The sequence below is a fragment of the Paenibacillus canaveralius genome (genome assembly GCF_047238265.1).
Classification (GTDB): domain Bacteria; phylum Bacillota; class Bacilli; order Paenibacillales; family NBRC-103111; genus Paenibacillus_F.
In genome coordinates this window covers 3,512,393-3,535,891 of record NZ_JBDFMM010000001.1, presented here as the reverse complement: position 1 = coordinate 3,535,891, position 23,499 = coordinate 3,512,393, and the positions used below count along the sequence as shown (strand labels likewise).

Annotated in this window: 19 protein-coding genes, 2 pseudogenes and 1 riboswitch; of the genes and pseudogenes, 16 read left to right on the top strand and 5 right to left on the bottom strand. The window is 54.3% G+C overall.

The genetic code is table 11. The features are described 5' to 3' along the window. The first annotated feature begins 40 nt into the window (after nt 1–40). The 6 genes and pseudogenes from ABC395_RS15815 (at nt 41) to ABC395_RS15790 (ending at nt 4,656) form a co-directional block, all read left to right on the top strand. Entirely contained in the window at nt 41–1,078 is a 1,038-nt protein-coding gene (locus ABC395_RS15815) for an ABC transporter substrate-binding protein (protein WP_413004552.1), read from the top strand. A gap of 82 nt (nt 1,079–1,160) precedes the next feature. Further along, nucleotides 1,161–1,454 carry an MTH1187 family thiamine-binding protein gene (locus ABC395_RS15810; protein ID WP_009672780.1) on the top strand — a complete coding sequence of 98 codons (294 nt, stop codon included), beginning with the start codon at nt 1,161–1,163 and terminating at the stop codon, nt 1,452–1,454. Beyond that, nucleotides 1,451–2,213 (top strand): annotated as a pseudogene (locus ABC395_RS15805) (ABC transporter permease). The gene ABC395_RS15810 and the pseudogene ABC395_RS15805 overlap by 4 nt, the downstream one beginning before the upstream one ends. Nucleotides 2,214–2,226: 13 nt before the next feature. Further along, complete coding sequence (locus ABC395_RS15800; protein WP_413004550.1) at nt 2,227–2,994, top strand: ABC transporter ATP-binding protein; 768 nt, start codon at nt 2,227–2,229, stop codon at nt 2,992–2,994. 77 nt (nt 2,995–3,071) lie between these two features. Further along, nucleotides 3,072–4,055, top strand: coding sequence for a TatD family hydrolase (locus ABC395_RS15795; protein WP_413004549.1), 984 nt, complete (start codon nt 3,072–3,074; stop codon nt 4,053–4,055). A gap of 31 nt (nt 4,056–4,086) precedes the next feature. Further along, nucleotides 4,087–4,656, top strand: a complete 570-nt coding sequence (locus tag ABC395_RS15790; protein ID WP_413004547.1) for a DNA-3-methyladenine glycosylase I — start codon at nt 4,087–4,089, stop codon at nt 4,654–4,656. Between the two features lie 186 nt (nt 4,657–4,842). On the opposite strand, the gene ABC395_RS15785 is transcribed toward ABC395_RS15790, so the two are convergent. Further along, nucleotides 4,843–5,142 (bottom strand): hypothetical protein, encoded by a 300-nt coding sequence (locus ABC395_RS15785; protein ID WP_413004545.1) that lies wholly within the window; start codon nt 5,140–5,142, stop codon nt 4,843–4,845. A gap of 440 nt (nt 5,143–5,582) precedes the next feature. Here ABC395_RS15785 and gnd point away from each other — a divergent pair, with 440 nt between their 5' ends. From gnd to ABC395_RS15755, 6 genes are all read left to right on the top strand, one after another. Beyond that, nucleotides 5,583–6,485, top strand: coding sequence for a phosphogluconate dehydrogenase (NAD(+)-dependent, decarboxylating) (gene gnd, locus ABC395_RS15780; RefSeq protein WP_413004543.1), 903 nt, complete (start codon nt 5,583–5,585; stop codon nt 6,483–6,485). Nucleotides 6,486–6,671: 186 nt separating this feature from the next. After that, entirely contained in the window at nt 6,672–7,346 is a 675-nt protein-coding gene (locus ABC395_RS15775; RefSeq protein ID WP_103993959.1) for a GntR family transcriptional regulator, read from the top strand. 153 nt (nt 7,347–7,499) lie between these two features. Further along, nucleotides 7,500–8,861 carry a GntP family permease gene (locus tag ABC395_RS15770; RefSeq protein WP_103993960.1) on the top strand — a complete coding sequence of 454 codons (1,362 nt, stop codon included), beginning with the start codon at nt 7,500–7,502 and terminating at the stop codon, nt 8,859–8,861. Between the two features lie 76 nt (nt 8,862–8,937). Continuing rightward, entirely contained in the window at nt 8,938–10,488 is a 1,551-nt protein-coding gene (gene gntK, locus ABC395_RS15765) for a gluconokinase (RefSeq protein WP_413004540.1), read from the top strand. Between the two features lie 230 nt (nt 10,489–10,718). Then, the gene (locus ABC395_RS15760; RefSeq protein WP_413004538.1) at nt 10,719–11,780 is read left to right on the top strand and encodes a Gfo/Idh/MocA family protein; all 1,062 of its coding nucleotides are present in this window, start codon (nt 10,719–10,721) and stop codon (nt 11,778–11,780) included. Nucleotides 11,781–11,808: 28 nt separating this feature from the next. Next, entirely contained in the window at nt 11,809–12,687 is an 879-nt protein-coding gene (locus ABC395_RS15755; protein ID WP_413004537.1) for a sugar phosphate isomerase/epimerase family protein, read from the top strand. Nucleotides 12,688–12,762: 75 nt separating this feature from the next. Here the strand turns inward: ABC395_RS15755 and ABC395_RS15750 are convergent, their stop codons facing one another. From ABC395_RS15750 to ABC395_RS15740, 3 genes are read right to left on the bottom strand one after another with little or no spacing between them, the layout of a single operon-like run. Further along, the gene (locus ABC395_RS15750; protein WP_413004535.1) at nt 12,763–13,614 is read right to left on the bottom strand and encodes a MetQ/NlpA family ABC transporter substrate-binding protein; all 852 of its coding nucleotides are present in this window, start codon (nt 13,612–13,614) and stop codon (nt 12,763–12,765) included. Nucleotides 13,615–13,650: 36 nt separating this feature from the next. Next, nucleotides 13,651–14,310 carry a methionine ABC transporter permease gene (locus ABC395_RS15745; protein WP_103993965.1) on the bottom strand — a complete coding sequence of 220 codons (660 nt, stop codon included), beginning with the start codon at nt 14,308–14,310 and terminating at the stop codon, nt 13,651–13,653. Next, nucleotides 14,297–15,325, bottom strand: a complete 1,029-nt coding sequence (locus ABC395_RS15740) for a methionine ABC transporter ATP-binding protein (RefSeq protein ID WP_413004532.1) — start codon at nt 15,323–15,325, stop codon at nt 14,297–14,299. The genes ABC395_RS15745 and ABC395_RS15740 overlap by 14 nt, the downstream gene beginning before the upstream one ends. Nucleotides 15,326–15,407: 82 nt before the next feature. After that, nucleotides 15,408–15,528: riboswitch (SAM riboswitch) on the bottom strand. 126 nt (nt 15,529–15,654) lie between these two features. Here ABC395_RS15740 and ABC395_RS15735 point away from each other — a divergent pair. After that, nucleotides 15,655–16,434, top strand: coding sequence for an alpha/beta hydrolase (locus ABC395_RS15735; RefSeq protein WP_413004530.1), 780 nt, complete (start codon nt 15,655–15,657; stop codon nt 16,432–16,434). A 107-nt stretch (nt 16,435–16,541) separates the two neighbouring features. Here ABC395_RS15735 and ABC395_RS15730 read toward each other — a convergent pair. Continuing rightward, nucleotides 16,542–19,692, bottom strand: a pseudogene (locus ABC395_RS15730) (alpha-mannosidase). A 191-nt stretch (nt 19,693–19,883) separates the two neighbouring features. Between ABC395_RS15730 and ABC395_RS15725 the strand changes: the two are divergent. The 3 genes from ABC395_RS15725 to ABC395_RS15715 are packed head-to-tail and all read left to right on the top strand — an operon-like array spanning nt 19,884 to nt 23,273. Continuing rightward, on the top strand, nt 19,884–20,603 hold the full coding sequence (locus tag ABC395_RS15725; protein ID WP_413004528.1) for a hypothetical protein: 720 nt from the start codon (nt 19,884–19,886) through the stop codon (nt 20,601–20,603). Next, nucleotides 20,509–21,720, top strand: coding sequence for a sensor histidine kinase (locus ABC395_RS15720; protein WP_413004526.1), 1,212 nt, complete (start codon nt 20,509–20,511; stop codon nt 21,718–21,720). Before ABC395_RS15725 ends, ABC395_RS15720 begins: the two co-directional genes overlap by 95 nt. After that, nucleotides 21,717–23,273: a helix-turn-helix domain-containing protein gene (locus ABC395_RS15715; RefSeq protein ID WP_413004525.1), complete on the top strand. Its 1,557-nt coding sequence runs from the start codon at nt 21,717–21,719 to the stop codon at nt 23,271–23,273. Before ABC395_RS15720 ends, ABC395_RS15715 begins: the two co-directional genes overlap by 4 nt. Nucleotides 23,274–23,499 lie beyond the last annotated feature (226 nt).

Genomic DNA, 23,499 nt, shown 5'->3' with positions numbered 1-23,499 from the left:
TTTTTGATTTGTCTGCGGATAAAGAAGGGGAGAGAAGACCATGAAGCGGGTTATACGTACAACAGCGCTTGCCGCGGCTTTTGCCGTTGCGCTTGCCGGATGCGGCAAATCAGGGGGAACCGAGGGAGGGCAAACGTCGCCGGGGGCGGCGCAGACGCCTGCCGCGGCTCAGAAAACGGATATCAAGATCGTTCTGGACTGGTCTCCGAATACGAATCATACGGGCCTTTATGTTGCCAAAGCCAAAGGCTATTTTGCGGAAAAAGGGTTGAATGTGGACATCATCCAGCCGGGAGCGGGAGGCGCTGACGCGATGGTCGCTTCGGGTGCCGCGGATTTCGGCGTAAGCTACCAGGAAGGGATTACGCAGGCCCGTACGCAAAGCGTGCCGATCGTATCCATTGCGGCGATTATCCAGCACAACACGTCGGGTTTCGCATCTCCGGCCGCTAAAAATATCAAGAAACCTAAAGATTTCGAAGGCAAAACGTACGGCGGATGGGGATCCCCGGCCGAAAATGCCATGATCGACTCGCTGATGCAGACCGAGAAGGCCGATCCGTCGAAGGTGAAAATCGTCAACATGGGCGACGCGGACTTCTTCACTGCAGTGAAACGCGATATCGATTTCGCCTGGATTTATTACGGATGGACGGGCATTGAATCCGAGCTTCGTAAAGAGCCGTTAAATATGGTTTATTTGACCGATTATTCGAAACAGCTCGATTACTATACACCTGTTCTCGCGACCAGCGAGAAAGTGATTCAAGAAAAGCCCGAACTCGTGAAAGCGTTCCTGGAGGCGGCTTCTAAAGGCTACCAGTTCGCGATCGATAAGCCCGAAGAGGCGGCCGGCGTTCTGTCGGAAGCGGTCCCTGAACTGGACAAAAACCTCGTGCTCGCGAGCCAGAAATGGCTGAGCCCGAAATATAAGGACGATGCTCCGCGTTGGGGCGAGCAGAAAAAAGAAGTATGGGAAAACTACGCGAAATGGATGCTCGATCATAAGCTTCTGGAGAAAAGCCTGGAAGCCGACAAAGCATTCACGAATGACTTTTTGCCGGCTGCCGGCAAGTAATGTCCGGGACGGACACCTCGTCCGTCCGGCATTCTTTCATACATAATGCCGATCTGTAAAAGTCGGCCGGGAGGACTATCTTATGGCTAATGCACTCGTCAGTATTCAAATTATCCCGAAAACGAAAAACGGGGAAGACGTGATCCCCTATGTGGACCGCGCAATCGAAGTCATTCAGCAGTCCGGCGTTAAGCATGAAGTTCATCCGCTGGAAACGACGATGGAAGGCGATTTGAACGAACTGCTGGACGTGATCCGGAAGATGAACGAAGCGATGATCGAGTTCGGCAGCCCCAATGTCATCTCGCAAGTGAAGATCTATTTTAATCCCGAGGGCGCTTCGATGGACAAGCTGACGGAGAAATACCGTCCATGATCCGTTCCTTATGGAAGAAAGGATGGCCGCCTTTATTGACGGCCATCCTTCTGCTGCTTTTATGGCAGCTTGGCGTCACTTGGGCCGGTACGCCGGCCTGGAGGCTTCCGGCGCCCCTGCAGATCGTGGAGGAAGGCATCCGGCAGGCGCCCCTGCTGGGCAAGCATGTAAGCTTTACGGTCTCCATCACGCTGCTGGGCTTCGCCATCGGATCGGTGCTGGGACTTTTCATCGCCTGCCTGCTTCATGTGACCCCCGGAATGAAAGCGGCCTTCTATCCGCTGCTGGTCTTGTCCCAGAACGTTCCGACGATTGCGCTGGCGCCGCTCTTGATGATCTGGTTCGGTTTCGGACTGCTGCCGAAGCTTATTGTCATTACGCTTGTCTGTTTTTTTCCGGTGACGGTTGCGGCTCTCGGAGGGCTGTCGAATCCGGATCCCGGCATGCACCGTTATCTGGAAATGATCGGAGCTCGGCGCAGCCAGCTGTTCTGGAAGCTGGGAGCTGCCTTACGCGCTGCCGTCCGTCTTTTCGGGGCTGAAAATTTCCGCCACCTACAGCGTGATGGGCGGAGTTATCGCCGAATGGCTCGGTTCCGATAAAGGAATCGGCGTTTTTATGCTGCTGGCTAAGTCATCCTTCCGCACGGACCGCGTGTTCGTGGCCATCTTCCTTATTGTCGTTCTGAGTCTCCTTCTGTTCGGAGCCATTGTGCTGCTGGAAAAATGGACCGTCCGCTGGAAACCCGATAAACATTAGGAGGAATGAAGCGATGAAAAAACTGGAGCTAAAAGAAATTTCCAAGTCGTTCTCCACAGGCGGAAGCGATACGAAAATTCTTAACGGGATTAGCCTTCATGTGAATGAAGGCGAATTTGTCTCGCTGATCGGTCCTTCCGGAAGCGGGAAAACGACGTTGTTTCACCTTATAGGAGGACTGATCCGGCCGTCGTCGGGACAAATTTATATGGAAGGCAAAGACGTGACCGGCCGCAAAGGGCTCGTCAGCTATATGCCCCAGCAGGCCTCTTTGTTTCCTTGGAGGAACGTGGAAGAGAACGTGATCATGGCCCGTGAAACGGCAGGACTGCCTAAAGCGGAGTCGCTGGCTCTTGCGAGGGAATGGCTGGCTAAAGTAGGGCTCCAAGGCTATGAAAAGGAGCATCCCCACGTGCTGTCCGGCGGAATGCAGCAGCGCGTCTCGTTTCTGCGGGCACTGCTCAGTCCCCAGGAGCTGATGTGCCTGGATGAACCGTTCGGTGCGCTGGACGCGTTAACGCGTGAAGACATGCAGCACTGGCTGCTCAAGATATGGGAACAGAATAAACGTTCCGTCCTGTTCATTACGCACAGCCTGGAAGAGGCTTTGCTGCTGTCGGACCGTATTTATCTGTTATCGGATAAACCGACAAGGGTCGAAAGGGAAGTTATCGTTCCATTCGAACGCCCGCGGGCACTCACGATTACGGAGGACCCTGCGTTTATCTCGATGAAAAGAGAACTGATCAATCTGATGAAGTCCGTAGGAAGCGGAAGCTGAAACATCGGCTCCCGCTGCCTGCGGGCTATCTTGTATAGGGATCGTACACGGAATCATCCCGGGACGGAGGCTGCGATATGAAGGAAACGATGGTTGAATCGATGAAGAAATCGGCAACGGAGCAGAGGCGAGAACAAGGACAAGGACAAGAACAGAGACAAGAACAGATAGCAGAAACGACGATGGGGGGGCCGGGGCTTGAGACGAATAAGGGCGCAGTCATAGACGACCCCCAGGCACATAGTCCCGGCGAACTCCGTTATATCGACGCCCATATCCATCTCGAACAGTATGGGGAGCGGGAGCAAACTCTGATTTTCCAGGATATTGCGGACGGTATTCCTGTCTCCATGCTGCTTGCCGTGTCCATGAATCTCGCTTCTTGCGAGAGAACCCGCCTGCTGCACCGGCGGTATCCCCGCATTGTCCGGCCCGCCTACGGATTTCATCCGGAGCAGCCGCTTCCTTCGGCGGATGAGCTTGAGGAGCTGCTCGGCTGGATGGAGGAGACCGTTCACGAAGCCGCGGCCGTAGGGGAAATCGGTCTCCCTTACTACATGCGGACGGAAGCGGAGAAGGCCGGCCCGCCATTTTATCTGCAGCCTTATGTGGATTTGCTGGAGCGCTTTATCGCTTTTGCCGCTAAACACAAGAAACCGGTCGTTTTGCACGCCGTTTACGAGGACGCGGACCTCGTGCTGGACCTTCTGGAACGGTACGGAATAGAGCGCGCTCATTTTCATTGGTTTAAGGGCTCTGAAAAAACGGTCGAACGTATGATCGGTTTAGGGTATTATATATCTATAACCCCGGATATCTCCTATGAAGAGGAAATCAGGCAGCTGGCGGCCCGTTATCCGCTGGAGCTGATGATGGCCGAAACGGACGGTCCGTGGCCGTTTGAAGGACCCTATGACGGCAGGATGACACACCCGTTGATGGTAACTGACGTCGTACGGCATATTGCGGGGATTAAATCGGTCACGGTACAAGATGCGGCTGCTCAAGTTTACAAAAACACCTGCACCTTCTATAGTTTGCAGCCGCAGTCTTACGGATGACAGATCTTACAGAAACGGGAGGTACATACGAATGGAGCTAATACGGTGCGGCTGGGTCAATCAGGACCCCCTCTACATGGATTATCACGATCATGAATGGGGAGTTCCGCAAAGGGACGACCGGAAGCTGTTTGAAATGCTGTGTCTCGAAGGAGCTCAGGCGGGTTTAAGCTGGTACACGGTACTTAAGAAGAGAGAGCATTACAGAATCGTGTATGACGGATTCGATGCGGAGAAAATGGCGGAGTATGGGGAGGACAAGCTGGCCGAGCTGCTGCAGGACCCGGGAATCATCCGAAACCGGCTTAAAGTCGGCGCGTTTGTCCGTAATGCGCAGGCGTTTCTGAAAATCAGGGAGAGAACGGGCAGCTTTGCCGACTATATCTGGAGTTTTGTAGACGGGCAGCCCGTGCAGAACCAATGGAATTCGCTTCAAGAAGTACCTGCCAGTACACCTCAATCGGATGCGATGAGCAAGGCGCTTAAAAAAGACGGATTCACTTTTGTAGGCACGACGATCTGCTATGCGTACATGCAGGCATCGGGACTGGTCAACGATCACTTGACGACTTGTATGTGCCATCCGGCCAACAAGAGATAAATAGGCCGTTCTAAAGCGGGAGGAACTCACGCTGCTTGGTGTCAGACGGTGGTGATGCAGGGTGAAGGCCAAGTTAAATGAGGAATCATACATCATGTGGGAACATCAGGGCAAAACAGGAGAAGAAAAAGGGAACCTTAACAGCGGGGTTCCCTTTTGGTTTGTAAAGAGGGGAAGTCGGGCGGTTCAGGCGTACATCAGGATTTTCTCCTGCAGGCTCGAACGTATAAATTCGATGCGCTTGCGGATATAAAAATCGAGTGCCGCACCTTTAAGCTCTCGGGGAGAAACTCGGGTGTCTGTATCGTTATCTATAATGGTGACGGAGCCGTCATCAAAAAATTTAAAAGTCAAGTCATCCCATTGAGCATTCGCTTCGCCCAGCAGGTCATCGATCTGCCATGAATGCAGAGTTTCCGTATCATTCAACATTTTCTGAAACCAAAAATCGCGTTCGATGAAGCGAACATTTTTCCACAGACTCACAGCAAAACCCTCCTTGGGTCGCATACGATAGTATGCGAACGAATGTTTGTTTTTAGTATACCAAACGTTCGTTCCCGTGTGAAGTAGTTTTGCCATATTTTTTCTGAAAATGGCAATCATTTTTATGAAAAATCCCTCATTTTTTAACCTGAAGCGGGAATAATAGGGTAAACGAAGGCCGCGGTCAATTGGAAATTGCCTATGAGGCTGCGAAAAATACGCCTAAACAGAAGAAAAAAGACGCAGAACAAAGAAAACACGGTGTTAAGAGTATTTCATCCTTTTATAATAAAGGAATTATTTTCAATATAAGCAATCGGAATAAAAGAACATTATCGGTTATATAGAGCGCTTACAAAAAGAGTGTTTACAGAATCCGCGAACGGAGTTATGATAAAACATATCTTGTATACAAGTATACCAGAAGGGGAATTGACATCATGAGAATTGGTATGATCGGTCTCGGTAAAATGGGTTACAATCTTGTTCAAAATTTGCTCCGTCACGGACATGAGGCAGTCGTATTCGATAAAGATCCCGCTCCGGGGAAGCGGCTCGCCGAACTTGGCGCCGTAGTATCGGAAAATCTGGAGGAACTGGTTGCGAACCTTCCCGCTCCGAGAACGGTGTGGATGATGGTTCCGGCAGGGAAAATCGTCGACAGCGTAATCGATTCGCTGCTCCCGCTTCTCCAAGCGGGCGACGTGCTTATAGACGGCGGAAATTCCCACTATAAAGAATCCGTGGAGCGCTCCGAAAAGCTCGCCGCGCAAGGAATTCATTACATGGATGTCGGAACTTCCGGCGGAACGGAAGGAGCCGAGCACGGCGGCTGTTTCATGATCGGGGGAAACAAGGAAGCCTTCGGGACAATCGAGCCTCTGTTCCGCGACATGGCCGTCGATAAAGGCTATTTGTATGCCGGAAAAAGCGGATCGGGCCACTTTCTTAAAATGGTTCATAACGGAATCGAATACGGGATGATGCAGGCGATCGCGGAAGGCTTCGAAGTGCTGGACAAAAGCGGCTTCGATTTCGATTACGAGAAGGTAGCGGAAGTATGGTCGAACGGTTCCGTTATCCGGGGCTGGCTGATGGAGCTGGCCGGACAGGCTTTCTCCAAAGATCCCAAGCTCGAAGGAATCCGTGGGGTTATGCAGAGCTCGGGCGAAGGCAAGTGGACTGTGGAGACCGCACTGGATCTCGGAGCGAACGCGCCGGTTATCGCGATGTCCTTGTTCATGCGCTACCGGTCGCTGGAAACGGACACGTTCCACGGCAAAGTCGTGGCCGCGCTGCGCAATGAATTCGGCGGACACGCCGTGGTACGCAGCGGGGATTGATCTCAGTATCTGCAGGCGGAAGGGCAGCCGGCCGGAAGCTTGTCCGGCATGGATGCTCCGGCTGAAGATGTGCTACAATTGACGTGACTTTGAAGGCGGGAGGAGCGGTTCCCTGACGGGACAGCTTTTCAACCGCCGGACAAGGTCGGCGTACGTTCAGCACATCGGTAAGGAGAGTTGTACATTATGCGTTATCCGTCCGCGTGGCTCAGAGGCGTTTCATTGGGAGAGTCGATCGCCAGCGAATTAAGACTGCAAATTATTAGCGGGAGTATTAAGCCCGGTGAAGTGATTTCCGAAAACCGCGTCGCATCCGACTTCGGCACAAGCCGTTCGCCTGTCCGGGAGGCTCTGAAAGCGTTATCCAACGAAGGTCTCATCCGTCTGGAACGTATGGGGGCCGTCGTACTGGGGCTGAGCCAGACAGATGTGCAGGAGTTATACGATGTCCGTTTTATTATTGAAAGTTTCGTACAGGACCGGCTTGCCAAAGCCAATCAGGCTTCTCTGATCGGTAAACTGAACCAGATTATCGACAGGATGGAGCTGGCTGTGAAGCATGGCGATCCGGAGGACTTCGCCTTTCAGGACATCACGTTTCACGAGACGATTATCGAAGCGGCCCGTCATAAAAGAGTGCTGCATTTGTGGACCAGCATCCGGCAGATCGTCATCACGGTTTTGCTGATTACAACGGATGAAATTTTTTCGCAGGGAGAAGACAAGCTCCTGGAAGTTATCGAGAAACACCGCGCTATCGTACGGGGTCTCGAAACCCACGATCCCGCTGTTATCGGGCAAGTGGTCCGCAATTATTTCGCCGATTCCCGGCAAACTCTTGAAACGAGTTTACCTTCCTGATAGGCGGGTAAAGAGGTAAGCGACCGGTAAAACGGCGCTTGCGCACAATAAACTTGTCGACAGGTATACAACTTCATAAACTCTGCGAAGACCCAATGAAAGCGCTAATAAATTAAGCGGGAAATTTTTGAATTATACATCTGGAGGTCAGTCATGAACAGCATTTTCGGACTTAGTCATTCCGTCACTCTATTAGTCTGGACTCTGATTTCGATCGTTTTTTTAGTGGTGTTTATCGCTAAATTCAAATGGAATCCGTTCGTTACCCTCATTATATCGGCGCTTATGCTCGGCCTTCTGTCCGGAATGAAAGCTCAGGACGTCATTAAGGCGGTCACCGGAGGGCTGGGCGGCACGCTTGGCACGATCGCGATCGTCATCGCACTGGGCACCATGCTCGGCAAAATGATGGCGGAATCCGGCGGCGCCGAAAAAATCGCTACAACTCTGGTCGACCGGTTCGGTGAAAAACGTGTTCACTGGGCGATGATGGTCGTCGGCTTTATCGTGGGGATTCCCGTGTTTTTCGAAGTGGGTCTGATTCTGCTCATTCCGATCGTCTTTACGGTAGCACGCAAAACGAAAATGCCGCTTTTGCAAATCGGGATTCCGATTCTCGCCGGTCTTTCGACGGTTCACGGCCTTGTGCCTCCTCATCCGGCGCCGATGATCGCCATTGATGCGTACAAGGCGGATTTGGGCAAAACGATTCTTTACTCGCTGCTGATCGGACTGCCGACGGCGATTATTGCCGGACCTTTGTTCGGTAAATTTATCGGGAAAAGAATTCAGGCGGAACCGCCGGCCAAATTGGCCGAACAATTTGCCGTAAGCGAAAACCGGAACTTGCCCGGTTTTGGCATTACGCTGTTTACGATTCTCCTGCCGGTCATTCTTATGCTGATCGGTTCCGTTGCCAACATTGTCGATCCGAAAGGCACGAGCAGCCTGACTGTTTTCTCCGAATTCATCGGGCATGAAATTATCGCGCTCTTGATCGCCGTCGTGTTTTCGTTCTTCTCGCTCGGCTTTGCCCGCGGCTTCAAAAAAGAAGACATCTCCCGCTTTACCAGCGAATGTCTGGCGCCTACGGCGACCATTATTCTGATCATCGGCGGGGGCGGCGCGTTCAAACAGGTTCTGATCAGCAGCGGCGTGGGAGCGGCAATCGCCGAATTCGCCACGCAGGCTAACGTAAACGTAATCCTGTTTGCCTGGCTCGTTGCCGCGCTTATCCGGGTGGCCACCGGCTCCGCAACGGTAGCGATGACGACCGCAGCCGGCATTGTTGCGCCGGTGCTCGCGCTGACGCCGGGCGCAAACCTGGAACTTGTCGTTCTTGCGACGGGCGCGGGTTCCATCGTCCTCTCCCACGTAAACGACGCCGGTTTCTGGATGGTGAAGGAATTTTTCAACCTGTCCGTTCCGCAGACTTTAAAATCATGGACGGTCATGGAAACCCTGCTGTCGGTAATCGGTTTGGCCTTTATTATGATTCTGAGTGTTTTTGTTTAAAAAACGTTCCGCAGACAGCCCGGACAGGCACCAACGTCCGGGCCGTCAGTCTTAACAGAGAAAGAAGGAGTAGGAAATGAACAGCATGACCCGCTATATGATCGGAGTCGATATCGGTACAACGAGCACTAAAGCGGTGCTTTTCGAGGAAAACGGAAAGGTCGCCGCCAAAGCGGGCGGCGGCTATCCTTTGTATACCCCGACCTCATCAACAGCCGAACAGGACCCGGAAGAGATTTTCCAGGCCGTTCTGAAATCGGTTAGAGGCGTCATGGACCAAGCACGCATACTGCCGGGCGAGGTTCTTTTCGTTTCTTTCAGCTCCGCCATGCACAGCGTGCTTCCTGTAGATGAGGACGGAAAACCGCTGATGCGCTGCTTGACCTGGGCGGATAACCGGAGCGCGGAGTGGTCGGAGCGGCTCAAAAAAGACCTGGGCGGCCACGAGCTCTACCTGCGCACGGGAACGCCGGTCCATCCGATGTCGCCGCTGACCAAGCTGATGTGGCTCCGTCGCGATCATCCCGGGATTTTCGGCCAAACGGCCAAATTCATTTCGATCAAAGAATATGTATTTGCCAAGCTCTTCGGGACGTATATCGTCGATCATTCCGTCGCTTCGTCGACGGGCCTTTTCAACCTGCAGGCACTGGACTGGGACCCGCAGGCGCTTGAGCTTGCCGGGATTACTCCCGACAGGCTGTCCAGGCCCGTACCGACGACTCACGTCGTCGAAGGCTTGAACGCGTCATACGCGGCCGAGATGGGGCTTGCGCCGTCTACGCCGTTTGTCGTCGGAGCGAGCGACGGCGTTCTGTCCAACCTCGGCGTGAACGCGATAGAGCCCGGCGTCGTCGCCGCGACAATCGGGACCAGCGGGGCCATCCGCACGGTCGTGGACCGGCCCGTAACCGATCCGAAAGGGCGCATATTCTGCTATGCGCTGACGGAATCGTACTGGGTGATCGGGGGGCCGGTCAACAACGGGGGCATGCTGTTCCGCTGGGTGCGCGACGAGCTGGCCGCTTCGGAAGTGGAAGCCGCCAAACGGCTCGGCATCGACTCCTACGATCTGCTGACCCAGATCGCGGGGCAGGTTCGCCCCGGTTCCGACGGGCTGCTTTTCCATCCTTACTTAAGCGGGGAGAGGGCTCCCCTGTGGAATCCGGACGCGCGCGGATCTTTCTTCGGCTTGACTCTGCATCACAAAAAAGAGCATATGATCCGAGCGGTGCTGGAAGGAGTCATTTTCAACCTGTACACGGTGCTGCTTGCCATGGAAGAGAAAATCGGACGGCCGGCGAGAATACACGCTACAGGCGGGTTTGCGCGTTCGGCTCTCTGGAGGCAGATGATGGCCGACATTTTCGATCAGGAAGTCATCATTCCCGAAAGCATCGAGAGCTCCTGCCTGGGAGCGGCCGTGCTGGGCTTGTATGCGACGGGCCGGGCCGATTCGCTCGGCGTCGTTTCCGGAATGATCGGGGCAACGCATAAGCATGAGCCTGACAAAGCCAACGCCCGCGTCTATCACAAGCTTCTCCCGATTTTCATCGGCCTGTCACGGAAGCTGGAGGAGGAATACTCGGCGATCGCCGCTTTCCAGCAGGAAGTTTTTAAGGCATAAAACGTGCCCCGTATTTAGATGGTGAAAATTTCTATAAAATAAAAGCATGACGGAAAATTCCGTTATGCTTTTTTGGTTTAAATAACTATTATTTTGATGTTCGATAAATATATTTAATCAATAGAATTAAAAAAGTGTTCACCACTTCTTCAAATAAGCTTGAAGACGCTTCCTTTTCATGTAAGAATGGAATAGATTCAACCTTATAGATGTGGAGGAGAAGGAGAAGCATGTCAAAACTTAAAATCGGCGTTATTGGCGCCGGCTCGATTTCCGAACTGCATTTCGGCGCATACGCCAAAAATGCGCAAGTTGAAATTCATGCCGTTTGCGATTTGAACGAAGAGCGGGCCAAAGAGAAGGCTAAACAATACGGTGCTGTGAAAACGTTTACCGATTACAAACAACTTCTGGCCGATCCCGAAATCGATGCCGTCAGCATCTGCACCTGGAACAATACGCACGCGGAGATCAGCAAAGCGGCCGTTGAAGCGGGCAAGCACGTGCTCGTCGAGAAACCGCTGTGCAAGACCGTAGAAGAAGCGCATGCCGTGCAGGAAGCCGTCCGCAAGTCGGGCAAAGTGCTGCAGGTCGGTTTCGTACGCCGCTTCGGCACGAACACGAAGGTTGCGAAACGCTTTATCGATTCCGGCGAGATCGGTTCGGTTTATTATGCCAAAGCTACCGTGCTGAGACGTCTGGGCAATCCCGGCGGATGGTTTTCGGACGTGGAGCGTTCCGGCGGCGGCCCGGTTATCGACATCGGCGTTCATGTGATCGACCTGTGCTGGTACCTGATGGGCAAACCGAAGGTGAAATCCGTTTCCGCCGTTACATATGACAAGTTAGGCAACCGTTCACATATCGAGAATTTGAGTTTCTATAAAGCCGCGGATTATGATGCGGCAAAAAATACGGTCGAAGATATGGCTTCCGCCCTGATCCGTTTCGAAAACGGTGCGGCGCTGTCCGTTGAAGCCAGCTTCACGCTGCATGCGAAGAAAGACGAGATTTCCGTCAAATTGTTCGGTGACCAGGGCGGGGCCGAGATCGAGCCGGAACTGATGCTCGTGACCGAGAAGCACAATACCATTCTGAATGCGACGCCTCAGATCGATCATCTGACGTTCGACTTCGAAGCGGGCTTCCGCCGCGAAATCGAGCATTTCGTGGATTGCTGCCTGGGCAAGCATGAAACGATTTCGCCTGTGGAAGACGGTCTGGAATTGATGAAAATTCTTTGCGGAATTTATGAATCCAGCGCAGCCGGCAAAGAAGTTCAAGTGAACTGATTATAATCGAGGGGAGAACTCCACTATTATGAGTATCCGCGTTCCGAACCCGATCGGGGTTATCGTAGACAGCTTTGGGCTTCCCGTCCGCGAAGGCCTGCAGAAAGCGAAGGATGTCGGCGCCGATGGCGTACAGATTTATGCCGTTAAGGGCGAGATGTACCCGGACAACCTGAACGCCGCGCAGCGCAAGGAGCTTAAAGCTTATATCGATTCGCTAGGGCTGCAGGTTTCGGCGCTCGTAGGCGACTTCGGGGGTCACGGCTTCCAAGTCCGGGCCGAAAACAAAGAAAAAATCGAGAAATCGAAACGTGTTCTGGACCTGGCTCTGGAACTCGGCACCAATATCGTGACGACTCACATCGGGATCGTTCCGTCCGAGAAGGACGACGTTTACGAAGCGATGCAGGAAGCGTGTGAAGAACTGGGCCAATACGCCAAGAGCGTGGACGCGTACTTCGCGATCGAAACCGGTCCTGAGCCGGCCGCTCACCTGAAGAGCTTTCTGGACACCCTCAGCACGAACGGAGTATCCGTCAACTTCGACCCGGCCAACATGATTATGGTAACGGGCGACGACCCGGTGCAGGGCGTCTATACGCTAAAAGACTACATCGTGCACACGCACGTAAAAGACGGTCTGCGCCATAAAGAATTCGATCCGCGCATCTTGTACGGAGCGGTAGGTTTCGAGCCTATGGCACACGAGCGCATTGCCGAAATGCTCCGCGAGGGCGAGCTGTTCGAGGAGCTGCCGCTCGGAGAAGGCAAGGTTGACTTCGACCGCTACTTCCAGGCGCTTCAGGAAATCGGTTATCAGGGCTACCTGACGATTGAGCGCGAAGTCGGTGACGATCCTGCGGAAGATATCCGCAAGGCCGTCGAATTTATTAAAGCTTATCGCTAAGCCGCAAGATGCTAATAAAAAAACCTTTCCGGCCGGTTATCCGGCGGAAAGGTTTTTCGTTCCTGTTCGTCGTTCTTAGAACGCAGGCAGGACGGAGCCTTGGTATTTGTCTTCGATGAATTTCTTCACTTCAGGCGTTTGCAGAGCTTTGATCAGCTTCTGAACCGCTTCGGATTTTGCATTGTCTTCGCGAGCGGCGACAATGTTGGCATACGGGGATTCTTTGTCTTCTACGAAAAGAGCGTCCTTGGCAGGTACCAGCTTCGCTTCAAGCGCATAGTTCGTATTGATCAGCGCAAGATCGACTTCGTCCAGAACACGCGGAAGCATAGCCGCTTCAAGTTCTTTGATTTTGAAATTCTTTTTGTTTTCTACGATATCTTTTGCGGTTCCGGCAATGCCGACGCCTTCTTTCAACTTGATCAGGCCGTTCTTTTCCAGAAGGGCGAGAGCGCGTCCGCCGTTGGAAGGATCGTTAGGAATGGCAATCGTCGCGCCGTCTTTCAGTTCGCCGATCGCTTTCACTTTACGGGAGTAGCCGCCGAACGGTTCGATATGAACGGTGCCTACGCTGACAAGTTTAGCGCCTTTGCTTTTGTTGAACTCTTCCATGTAAGGAACATGCTGGAAGAAGTTGGCATCGAGTTGCTTCTCGTTAAGCTGCGTGTTCGGAAGAACATAGTCCGTGAACACTTTAATGTCGAGGGTAACGCCTTCCGCTTTCAGTTTGTCTTTAACGGACTCCAGAATTTCGGCATGCGGTACGGCAGTGGCGCCGATTTTCAGCGTAACGGCGGCTTTCTCGCCTGTGCCTGCGCCGGAAGCCGGTGTAGCCGTAGCCGAAGGTTCGGCTTTTTGTTTGCCGCAGGCTGCAAGAGCCGTCAGTGCGACGATTAGAAACAAGACGAGCAGGGAACGTTTTTTCATCAGGGTTTCCTCCTTGGATTTGGGTTATCTATCGCATCATTTGCGCGTGAAATAGAGAACGAGACGGTCTCCGATCATCTGCAAAATTTGCACGAGAATAAGCAAAATAACGACGGTTGCGATCATGACTTCCGTCTGGAAACGCTGGTAACCGTAGCGGATCGCCAGGTCACCGAGGCCGCCGCCGCCGACCATACCGGACATCGCCGTGTAGGATACGAGCGTAACGGTGGTGATCGTAATGCCGGCGATGAGACCGGGAAGAGCTTCCGGCAGCAGAACGCGGCGGACGATCTGGAACCGTCCCGCGCCCATGGACTGGGCGGCTTCGATAATGCCGCGGTCTACTTCGCGCAGAGCCGTCTCGACTAGACGGGCGAAGAAAGGCGCGGCCGCGATGACGAGCGGCGGAATCGTTCCCTTGACGCCGATGGAGGTGCCGACGAGAAGCTTCGTCAGCGGGATCGCGGCGATCATCAGGATGATGAAAGGGAAGGAACGCAGCACGTTCACGATAAACGAAATGACGATATTGAACGTGCGGTTTTCCAGCAGACTTCCTTTCGAAGTCAGATAGAGCAGCACGCCGATCGGCAGCCCGATCACAAACGTGAACAAGGCCGAGAGGCCGAGCATCATCATCGTGTCGTTCGTCGCGGTGCCGATCTCACTCCAATCGATTTTAGACCAATCCATTCGAATACACCTCCACATCCAGGCCGTGCTCGCGCAGTAGGCGGATCGTATTCTCCGCCGCATCCCGCGGCCCTTGCAGACGGACGACGAGCTGGCCGTAAGGCGTGTTTTTCATCCGGGAAATGGTTCCCTGCAGGATGGAGAAGGTCACGCCTGTCTGCTGGACGGTTCTGGATAAAATCGGCTCGTACGTAGTTTCACCGAGAAAGGTGATTTTCAGCACCGTGCCGTCCTGGGCGGGAATTCCGTCCGCGTCCGGCTTGTCGATATCAACCGAATCCGCAACCTGTTCGATGAACTGGCGGGTTACGTCGTGCCGCGGCTTCAGGAATACTTCCGCCACAGGCCCCTGTTCCACGATCTGGCCCTCATGAATGACGGCGACGCGGTCGCAGATGGAGCGGATAACCTGCATTTCGTGCGTAATGAGCACGATGGTGATCTTCAGCTTGCGGTTGATATCCAGCAGCAGATTGAGAATGGAATTCGTCGTCTGCGGGTCGAGTGCGGAGGTTGCTTCGTCGCACAGCAGGACGTGCGGATTCGTCGCAAGCGCCCGCGCGATGCCGACACGCTGTTTCTGGCCCCCGGACAGTTGGGCCGGGTATTTCTTGCCATGCTCGGTCAGCCCCACCAGGGCGAGGAGCTCGCTGACGCGGCGCTTCGCTTCCGACTTGGCCGTACCGGCCAGGCGAAGCGGGAACGCGATGTTCTCTTCCACCGTGGCGGAGGAGAGGAGATTGAAATGCTGAAAGATCATGCCGATCCGGCGGCGCTGATCTTGAAGCTTCTTGGTGCTGAGGGCCGTCAGGTCGACGCCGTCTACGATGACGCTGCCCTCCGTCGGGCGCTCCAGGAGATTGATCGTCCGGAGCAGGGTGCTTTTGCCGGCGCCCGAGTGGCCGATAATGCCGTAAATCTCGCCTTTATCGATCGTGAGATTAATTTCTTTCAGAGCGTGTGTTGTGCGGGATCCGCTGCCGTATTGCTTGCGCAGCTTCCTGATCTCAATCATTGCTTCACCTTCTTTGCTTGAAAAATAAGAAAAAGCCCGTTTTGTAAAGACAAAAAGGGCTTTTCCGGTATCGAAAACGACCTTCTCATCTGCCAGAATCCGCCTGGATCCTGAAGGAATTGGCACCATTGTCATCGCGCATATTGCTGCGATCGGTTGCCGGGCTTCGCAGGGCCTTGTCCCTCCGCCACTCTTGATAAGAATCGGTATAGTATGAGGTTGTCCGAAATTAGACGGTAAAACGACAATTCCGAGTATAACCTAAGGTTTTTTTGAAGTCAACGGTTATTTTACCGCAGGTAAATATAAACATTTAGGAGATGTGCGGCATGGCTTTCATCCAATGTGATTTTTATTCCGAAGTACTCGGCATGTCAACTTCTGTTCAAGTGATTCTGCCTCAACGGACGACCGGCCAAATCGGGCTGGAGGGCAGCGCGGGGAGCCTCAAGCACCCGACTTTGTATCTGCTGCACGGGTTGTCGGACGACGATTCGATCTGGATGCGGAGAACCGCTATCGAGCGTTATGCCGCTCCTCTCGGGCTGGCCGTCGTCATGCCGAATGCGGCGCGCAGCTTTTATACGGACATGGAGAACGGGTACGATTACTGGACGTTTCTGTCCGAGGAGCTTCCGCAGCTATGCCGTTCCTTCTTTCCGTTATCGGACCGCCGGGAGGACAACTTCGTGGCCGGTTTGTCGATGGGAGGCTACGGGGCTTTGAAGTGGGCGCTGAAAAAGCCGGAACAGTTCGCGGCCGCCGCCAGCTTGTCGGGGGTTACGCGGGTGAGCGAGATCGAACAGCGGTTTCCGAAGGATTTCCGGCTCGTTTTCGGGAATAACCCGGAGCTGCTGAAAGCAAGCGATCTGTTCGAGCTGGCCCGCCATGCGGCGGAGAAGAGGCTGGAGCTGCCGGCGCTTTACCAGTGCTGCGGGACGGACGATTTTCTGTACGAGGAAAATATCGCCTTCCGCGATTACGTGCGCGCTCTGAACATTCCCCTCCTATATGAAGAGGAAGAAGGGAGAATCCACGATTGGAGTTACTGGGACCAGCAGATCGGCCGGGTTCTGGATTGGCTGCCGCTCCGGGGGCAAGCGGAATAGAGCCGCGTTTTCCTCATCCTGCGGTACCGCCGCAGCACAAAAAAGCTTCCCCGCCGTATGGCTGGGCAAGCTTTTTTGGTTTCACGCCGGGTTTCACGCCGGGGCGTTTACGCTTCGAGGTCGATCTCGAACGTTTTGATCTCATAAGGCTGGAGCACGAACGAAATCGTTCCGTCATGGACGAGAGGCCCTTCGGGCTTCTCCATCAAGTTCGTCTCCCGCCAGGCAACGATGCGGAAGTCGCTCGTCATCTCCAGCATATTGCGGCTGCCGGAATAGTCGTGAACACGCACGATGACTTTGCCGGAATCTTCGGCTTTCTTGACGGCGGAGATCATCGCGGTGTCCCCCGACAACGTGAACATGGAGCGGGACGGTATCGCGGCGGTTCCCTCCGAAGCACGCAGCGGGCTGTTCAGCATCCACGCTTCTTTCACGGTTCCGCCCTGCAGCCAATCTCCCCGGTGGGGAAGCAGGGAATAGGTAAACGCATGATGCCCCTGGTCCGCATGGGTATCCGGGTGGGTCGCGCATTTGATCAAGGTGAGACGCATCACGTTGCCCTTAATGTCATATCCGTACTTGCAGTCGTTGAGCAGGCTGACGCCGTAGCCCCGGTCCGAAAGATCGGCCCACTGGTGTCCGACGGTCTCGAACCGCGCCCAGTCCCAGCTCGTGTTCCAGTGATTCGGCCGTTTCACATTGCCGAACTGGATGTCGAAGGTCGCTTCCGTTGTCCGGATATCGACAGGGAAAGCCGCTTTCAGCAGCTGCTTCTGCTCGTGCCAGTCGGCTTCCGTCACAAAATCAATGCGCGGGTGGCCGGCGTACACCACCAGATCCTGGCTGACGGACGAGTTCCGGTACACCCACTTGAAGCGGATCACGGCCCGCAGCGGTCCTTCTTCGATCAGCTCGGCGCCCTTGAAGTCCACAATTTCCCTCATATTTTCCTGGTAAAAAAGATCGATATCCCACGCCTCGTGAGCGAGCGGCTTGTCCTCGAAAAGCTGAAGTACGTTGCCCCTTGCGCCGGGAGCCAGCACTTCACGCCGCTGTTTTTTGTCATAGATCCGTATCAATTGGCCCTGTGCGTTCCATTCCAGCACATAAAACGGCGTCTCCATTCCGTCCGGCTTCCAAACGAAAGGAAGCGGTGAACGTTCACGTTCCGATCCGGCCGCAAACTTAATAGTGGTATAGCCCATCGGCGGAATGTTCTCCACTTCAACGGTCCACACATTATCGTGAAGCTGCGCCCCGAGCGCATTGCCCTGGTGGTCAAACCACTGCCCGGATTTTTCCGGCTGCGGGGCCGCAATCGACACAAGCTCCGTTACCGTCCACGGCGACGAGTTCCAAACGGTGTAGCCGTCTGCACCGGAAAGATTATTGCCCGAGGCAATCGCTTCGACCGCTTGCGAATCGACGGCACGGCCGATCGCTTCCGCTTCTTCGTACTCGATAACGCTGTCCTCGTACACTTCACGGATGGAAGATCCGGGGATGATGTCATGGAACTGGTTGCGAAGAATGATTTTCCAGCCTTCGGTCAGTTCCTTGCCTTTGTACAGGCTCCAATCGTTATGCAGAACGCTCTGCATGGTATTAAGCCATTCCGCTTCGCGGTAGGCGAGCTCCAGCTTGCGGTTCATCCGCTTGTTGTAAGCCTGGCTTGTGTAAGTGCCCCGGTGATATTCCAGGTACAGCTCCCCGTCCCACGTGTGTACATACGCGTCTGTCTCCGCCACGGTTTCCTGCAGCCGTTCGAAATAGGCGTCGGCGCGCCCCGTTTCCACGTTAGGCAGACCGGGCAGGCTGTTCAATCTGCGGCGCATCTCCAGCATGTCGCGGTTGACACCGCCGCCTCCGTCCCCGTAGCCGTAGGAGAGCAGCAGCTCCCCGGTTCATTTCCTTATCGCGGTAGCCGTCCCAGATTCCTTTTACGGTTTTCGGGATGATCTGGCCGTTGTACGTATAGAACCAGGAGTCGGGCCCGGACCAGGGCTCCGGTGTCGTAATGAAGTGAGTGAGCACCTCGGAACCGTCGATCCCGCGCCAATGGAACGTATCGAACGGCATCCGGTTGTACTGGTTCCAGCTGATTTTCGTCGTCATAAACGTGTGAATGCCGGATTTCTTCAAAATCTGCGGCAGGGACCAGCTGTAGCCGAAAACGTCCGGAAGCCACAAATATTTGCACTCCGTACCGAACTCGTCCGCCAGGAAGCGGGTGCCGATCAAGAGCTGGCGGACAAGCGATTCGCCGGAAGTGAGGTTGCAGTCGGCTTCCAGCCACATGCCTCCGCCCGCTTCCCAGCGGCCTTCCGCCGCGCGCTCTTTGATCGCCTCATACAACTCGGGATAGTCCTGCTTCACGTATTCGTACAGCTGAGGCTGCGTCTGAAGGAAGGTGTAGTCCGGGAACAGCTCCATGAGCCTCATCACGGTGGAGAAAGAACGGGCGCATTTCTCCCGGGTATGTTTGAGCCGCCACAGCCAGGCCACGTCGATGTGCGTATGCCCGACACAGGTCACGGTGACGTCGGATCTTTTGTCCATCCCCTCGATGCGGGAATTCAGTTCGGCTCTTGCGGCATTGACCGACGTGTAAAAGTCTCCGGAGCCGGGATCGGTCCAGTCGATCAGCTTGAACGACTGATTCAGAGCATGAAGCAGCGCCGTCCTCTCGGGGGCATTGCTATCCAGAATCCGGACGGTGTCCAGCGCCGCCTGCGCGGTAAAGTACAGGTCGTCCGCGGCCTCGTCCAGCCAGCACAATTCAGCCTGACGGATCGCGTGCGTCTGGTCCTGGGGCTGCCCGCCCCCTTCCAGTCCCGACCAGAGACGGAACAGAAGGGCACGGGACGTACCTGCGGCATCATCCGGAAGGAACACTTCCTTGTGATTGGAATCGACGCCTTGATACGGCTTGCCGTTCCAGTAAAACAACGACTCGAATCCCGAGTTGTTGCCGCCGCCCGTATCGCCGAAATCAAAGCGGCCGAGAATACGTCTTCCGGACCAATCCTCAGGAATATGTATTTCAGCGGACAGCCACAAATAAAGATCGCGGCCTTTCCACGTATTTCCGACGTTCATCGTCTTCCAGTCCCCGGTGGGAGCGGGAAGGCTCGGATTGATTTCTTTGCGTTGGTCTTCCAGAGAAAGAAAAGACGGAATGGGCTGTTTATCCCGGTAGCGAAGCTCGGATAGTTCACGGATACGTGACTGCAATTTGTGTTCGGTGAGGAACATGTCGAAGAAACCCCCTGTTGGAACCTGATTAGGGAGCGAGAAAAGGAGGAAAATCCTGTCTTTATGAAGCTGCGGGTGATTATAGGGTAGCTCCATTATAGTCCGCGGAGTGAGGGGAATGCAATTGCCTAATTTCCCTCTTCGGTGATAAGCTTATACGCGAATTGACCGAAAGTGACGGTGCCGACCTCATGCCGAGCTTAAAAACGTTTTACCGGATTCACCTGAAAAAACGGATGTTTAACAAAATTCTTCTTTTTTACTCGATTGTCATGGTGCTGCTGTTTCTTGGCGTGTCCATCCTGGCTTATCAGTACTATGAGCAGCGCAGCGTGCGGGAGCAGACGGACCGCGTCCTTAAAGATCTGGATATTGTAAGCGTTAACTTGAATGGGCTGTACGAACGGATGTATGCCGCCATTCAGCAGCTGTACACGGACGCGGCCGTGAACGAGGACTTAACTTATTTTTTGTCGCACGAATATGAGGAGTATTTAAAAAGGCGGCTGAACCAGTATATCCAAAGCAGCGGGACGGGGCCCAAAAATTTCGACAGCCAGCTCCGGTCGTTTCTCAAAGACGAGCCTTCCATCGCGAATATACTTTTGTACAGCAAGGGGCAGCATTTTTTTTATTTCATGAATCCCGTCAGCCAGCGGTTTTATTACCCGTCGGAAATTCCGCAGGACCGCCCCGGCTGGTTCGATTCCGCAGTCAATCATCAATGGCAGTCTGACAGACAAACAATCCGTTCTCTGGGAGGCGCGGAAGGACAGCGGGCCTGTTTATTCCTACACTCATATTTTAAAAGATACCGTGTCGCTTCAAAAATACGGCGCCATTGTTTTCGATCTCAATACGGATACGATCAAACGGCTCGTCGAGAGCAAGCTGAAGGACCGCGGGGCTAAAATGCTGATCATGACATCCGGCGGACAAGTTATTTACGATTCCGAGAACCGGTATCAGGGGCAGACCTATCCGTACTGGCATCGTCTTCAGGAACAGAAGGACTGGGTGGAGCTGGAAGAGCCGTCCAAGGTTAATGTGCTGACAATCGGCAATACCGGGATGACGATCGCCGGAATCATACCGAAATCGCGGATCGAGCAAAGTATGCACACGATCCGTCTGAGTCTGATCGGAATTACCGCCCTGTGCATTGCGGTGAGCTTTATGTTCACCTTTACGATTATCCGGCAGTATTCCAAAAAGATCCGTAAAATCGTGACGCATATCCGCCGCCTTCAAGAGGGCGATTTGAGCGCCCGCATCGTGCTGGCCGGCGAGGACGAGCTGCAGGATATTTCACAAAATTTCAACTACATGTGCGACCGGCTCGAAACGTACATCGATCAGGTGTACCGTTCGGAAATCAAGCAGAAGAATGCCGAACTCGTGGCGATGCAGGCGCAGATCAATCCTCATTTTCTGTATAACACGCTGGAAAGTATCCGTATGAAGGCCATTACTTCCGGGGCGAGGGATGTGGGGCAGATGATCTATATTTTGGCCGCCCTGTTCCGGGATATGATCCGCAAGCAGACGAATGTGACTCTGGCGGAAGAAATGGAGATGAACGGGATGTACTTGAAGCTTTTTCAGTACCGTTTTGAAAACAGGCTGAACGTCGAGACGCACTTGGATAAAAACGCGGCCAACTGCCAGGTAGTCAAGCTGCTCATTCAGCCGGTGGTCGAAAACTATCTCGTGCACGGGTTCCGGCCGGAATCGGATTCGAACCGCATCACGGTAAGCATCGTGCGCGAAGATGAGACGATTGTCGTCCGGGTGGCGGACAACGGCAAGGGAATGCCGCCGGAGAAGCTGGCCGAAATCCGCAAACGGCTGGAGAGGAAGACGGATCCGGAAGCGCTCGGCGGCGGTTCGCTGGGCCTCGTCAACGTTAACGAGCGGATACGCTCCCACTACGGCGGCGAATTTGGCCTCACGGTCGACAGCGGCCCGGATCAAGGCTGCGAAGTGACGTTGACGCTTCCGGCGATACAGGGGGAGATGCTGCCATGAGAAAACTGTTTTTTGCCGACGACGAGCCGCTAATCGTCCAGGGGCTGTACAATCTGCTGCCCTGGGAGCAGTTCGACCTGCAAATCGCCGGCTCCGCCCGGAACGGTCTGGAAGCGCTGGAGAAGCTGAAAGAAGAACCCGTGGATCTGCTCATCACGGATATTATGATGCCGGAAATGACCGGCCTGGAGCTGCTGCGCCGGGTCAAGCTGCTGAATCCGCGGACCAAATTCATTATTTTGAGCGGCTATGACGAATTCAAATACGTGAAGGAAGGCATCCTGCTTGGCATTGAAAATTACCTGCTCAAGCCGATCAATATCGACGAGCTGGAATCGACGGTCAAGCATATTTTACGGGACTGGGAACGGGAAGAAATCAGCCGGTTCCGCCTGGACGAAGATTGGAAAATACTGCGGAACAACATTTTACACCGCTGGGCGAACGGAACTATCGATAATAAAGAGTTCAGGGAGCGGGCGAGAATGCTCGGCATTCCCATCGATCACGAGGTGTACCGCTCGGCGGCGCTGCGGATCGTGACGGAAAACGAGCCCGCCTTCCAGTTTTACCGCCTCCCCGGCCTCGCCGAGGAATGCGAGCGGATCGGCACGGAGGAGCTGCCGGAGAGCTGTGAGGTGATCGCCTTCCCGGGGGACGGCGATGAAATTACGCTCTTGTTCGCTCTGAGCGGAAGCGAAGTTAAAGTGCTTCCGGCTTTGCGGAGAATGTCGGAGTGGATCGCAAGCTTTACGGGGTTTCGGGTCTGGTGCGCCGCCGGGCAGCCCGAAGAGCTGTATCAGGGATATCCCGCCAGCGCCCGTGCCGTACAGGAATGGTTCGGGGACCACTTGATGAGCGAGCACGCCGGCGTAGTGATTGACGACCTGGCAGCTTACGCCTTTCCGGAGGGGGAGTCTCCGGCTCCGCCCGAGCCTGCGATGGACGTGTTCGTCAAGCTGCTGGCTGAGGGCAGGCGGGAGGAAATCGGCGAATTTGCGGATTCGTTCTTTGTCCGGAGCGGTAGTGCCGGGCCTGTACCGAGGCAGCCTTATTTCAATTCGGCTATCCAGCTTATGCTGGCGGTCAAGGAGATGGAGAAGCAGCCGGACTACAGCGACATTTTCGCGGCCCTTTCCCGGATTCAAACACGGAGCGGACTTGCCGCTCAGATCAAACGGGTCGCGGGCGCAATGCTGGAGAGCCGATCCGATTCGGCCCGCGAATACAGTCCTCACGTAGCGGCAATCCTGGAGCAGGTAAAAGAGCACTATTCCCGGGAGCTGTCGCTGAAGACGCTCGGCCAGAAGCTGCATATGCACCCGAATTATCTCGGACAGCTGTTCCAGCAGGAGGTCGGAACCAGCTTCTCGGATTATGTGAACCAGTACCGGGTGGAGCGGGCGACGCACCTTCTTCTCCATACGGACCGGAAGACGGCCGAGATCGCCCAGGAGGTCGGCTATTGGGACTCGTCCTATTTTTACCGGACGTTCAAGAAATACGCCGGCGTATCGCCGACGGAACTCCGTTCCATGTATACCAAAAGGTAAAAATAGGAAAAAGCATGCGCGTGCATCCTCATCCGCATGCTTTTTTTGATGAAATCGCCAAAGGTTTCTTTAATTTCTCCATCTTGGATTAGATTTTTCAACTATACGGCGGAGGCGGTCAGCGGAGATAATGAGAACGGGAGCGAGACGGAAAGTCCCGCACGAGCTGCTGTTGTTGATTATAGGGGATTAACAACCGTAGAAGACAACCTAAGAAAAGGCAAAG

Coding starts and splice junctions, on each gene's coding strand:
- ABC395_RS15815 (WP_413004552.1), top strand. CDS start 41: ATGAAGCGGGTTATACGTACAACAGCGCTTGCCGCGGCTTTTGCCGTT.
- ABC395_RS15810 (WP_009672780.1), top strand. CDS start 1,161: ATGGCTAATGCACTCGTCAGTATTCAAATTATCCCGAAAACGAAAAAC.
- ABC395_RS15800 (WP_413004550.1), top strand. CDS start 2,227: ATGAAAAAACTGGAGCTAAAAGAAATTTCCAAGTCGTTCTCCACAGGC.
- ABC395_RS15795 (WP_413004549.1), top strand. CDS start 3,072: ATGAAGGAAACGATGGTTGAATCGATGAAGAAATCGGCAACGGAGCAG.
- ABC395_RS15790 (WP_413004547.1), top strand. CDS start 4,087: ATGGAGCTAATACGGTGCGGCTGGGTCAATCAGGACCCCCTCTACATG.
- gnd (WP_413004543.1), top strand. CDS start 5,583: ATGAGAATTGGTATGATCGGTCTCGGTAAAATGGGTTACAATCTTGTT.
- ABC395_RS15775 (WP_103993959.1), top strand. CDS start 6,672: ATGCGTTATCCGTCCGCGTGGCTCAGAGGCGTTTCATTGGGAGAGTCG.
- ABC395_RS15770 (WP_103993960.1), top strand. CDS start 7,500: ATGAACAGCATTTTCGGACTTAGTCATTCCGTCACTCTATTAGTCTGG.
- gntK (WP_413004540.1), top strand. CDS start 8,938: ATGAACAGCATGACCCGCTATATGATCGGAGTCGATATCGGTACAACG.
- ABC395_RS15760 (WP_413004538.1), top strand. CDS start 10,719: ATGTCAAAACTTAAAATCGGCGTTATTGGCGCCGGCTCGATTTCCGAA.
- ABC395_RS15755 (WP_413004537.1), top strand. CDS start 11,809: ATGAGTATCCGCGTTCCGAACCCGATCGGGGTTATCGTAGACAGCTTT.
- ABC395_RS15750 (WP_413004535.1), bottom strand. CDS start 13,614: ATGAAAAAACGTTCCCTGCTCGTCTTGTTTCTAATCGTCGCACTGACG.
- ABC395_RS15745 (WP_103993965.1), bottom strand. CDS start 14,310: ATGGATTGGTCTAAAATCGATTGGAGTGAGATCGGCACCGCGACGAAC.
- ABC395_RS15740 (WP_413004532.1), bottom strand. CDS start 15,325: ATGATTGAGATCAGGAAGCTGCGCAAGCAATACGGCAGCGGATCCCGC.
- ABC395_RS15735 (WP_413004530.1), top strand. CDS start 15,655: ATGGCTTTCATCCAATGTGATTTTTATTCCGAAGTACTCGGCATGTCA.
- ABC395_RS15725 (WP_413004528.1), top strand. CDS start 19,884: ATGCCGAGCTTAAAAACGTTTTACCGGATTCACCTGAAAAAACGGATG.
- ABC395_RS15715 (WP_413004525.1), top strand. CDS start 21,717: ATGAGAAAACTGTTTTTTGCCGACGACGAGCCGCTAATCGTCCAGGGG.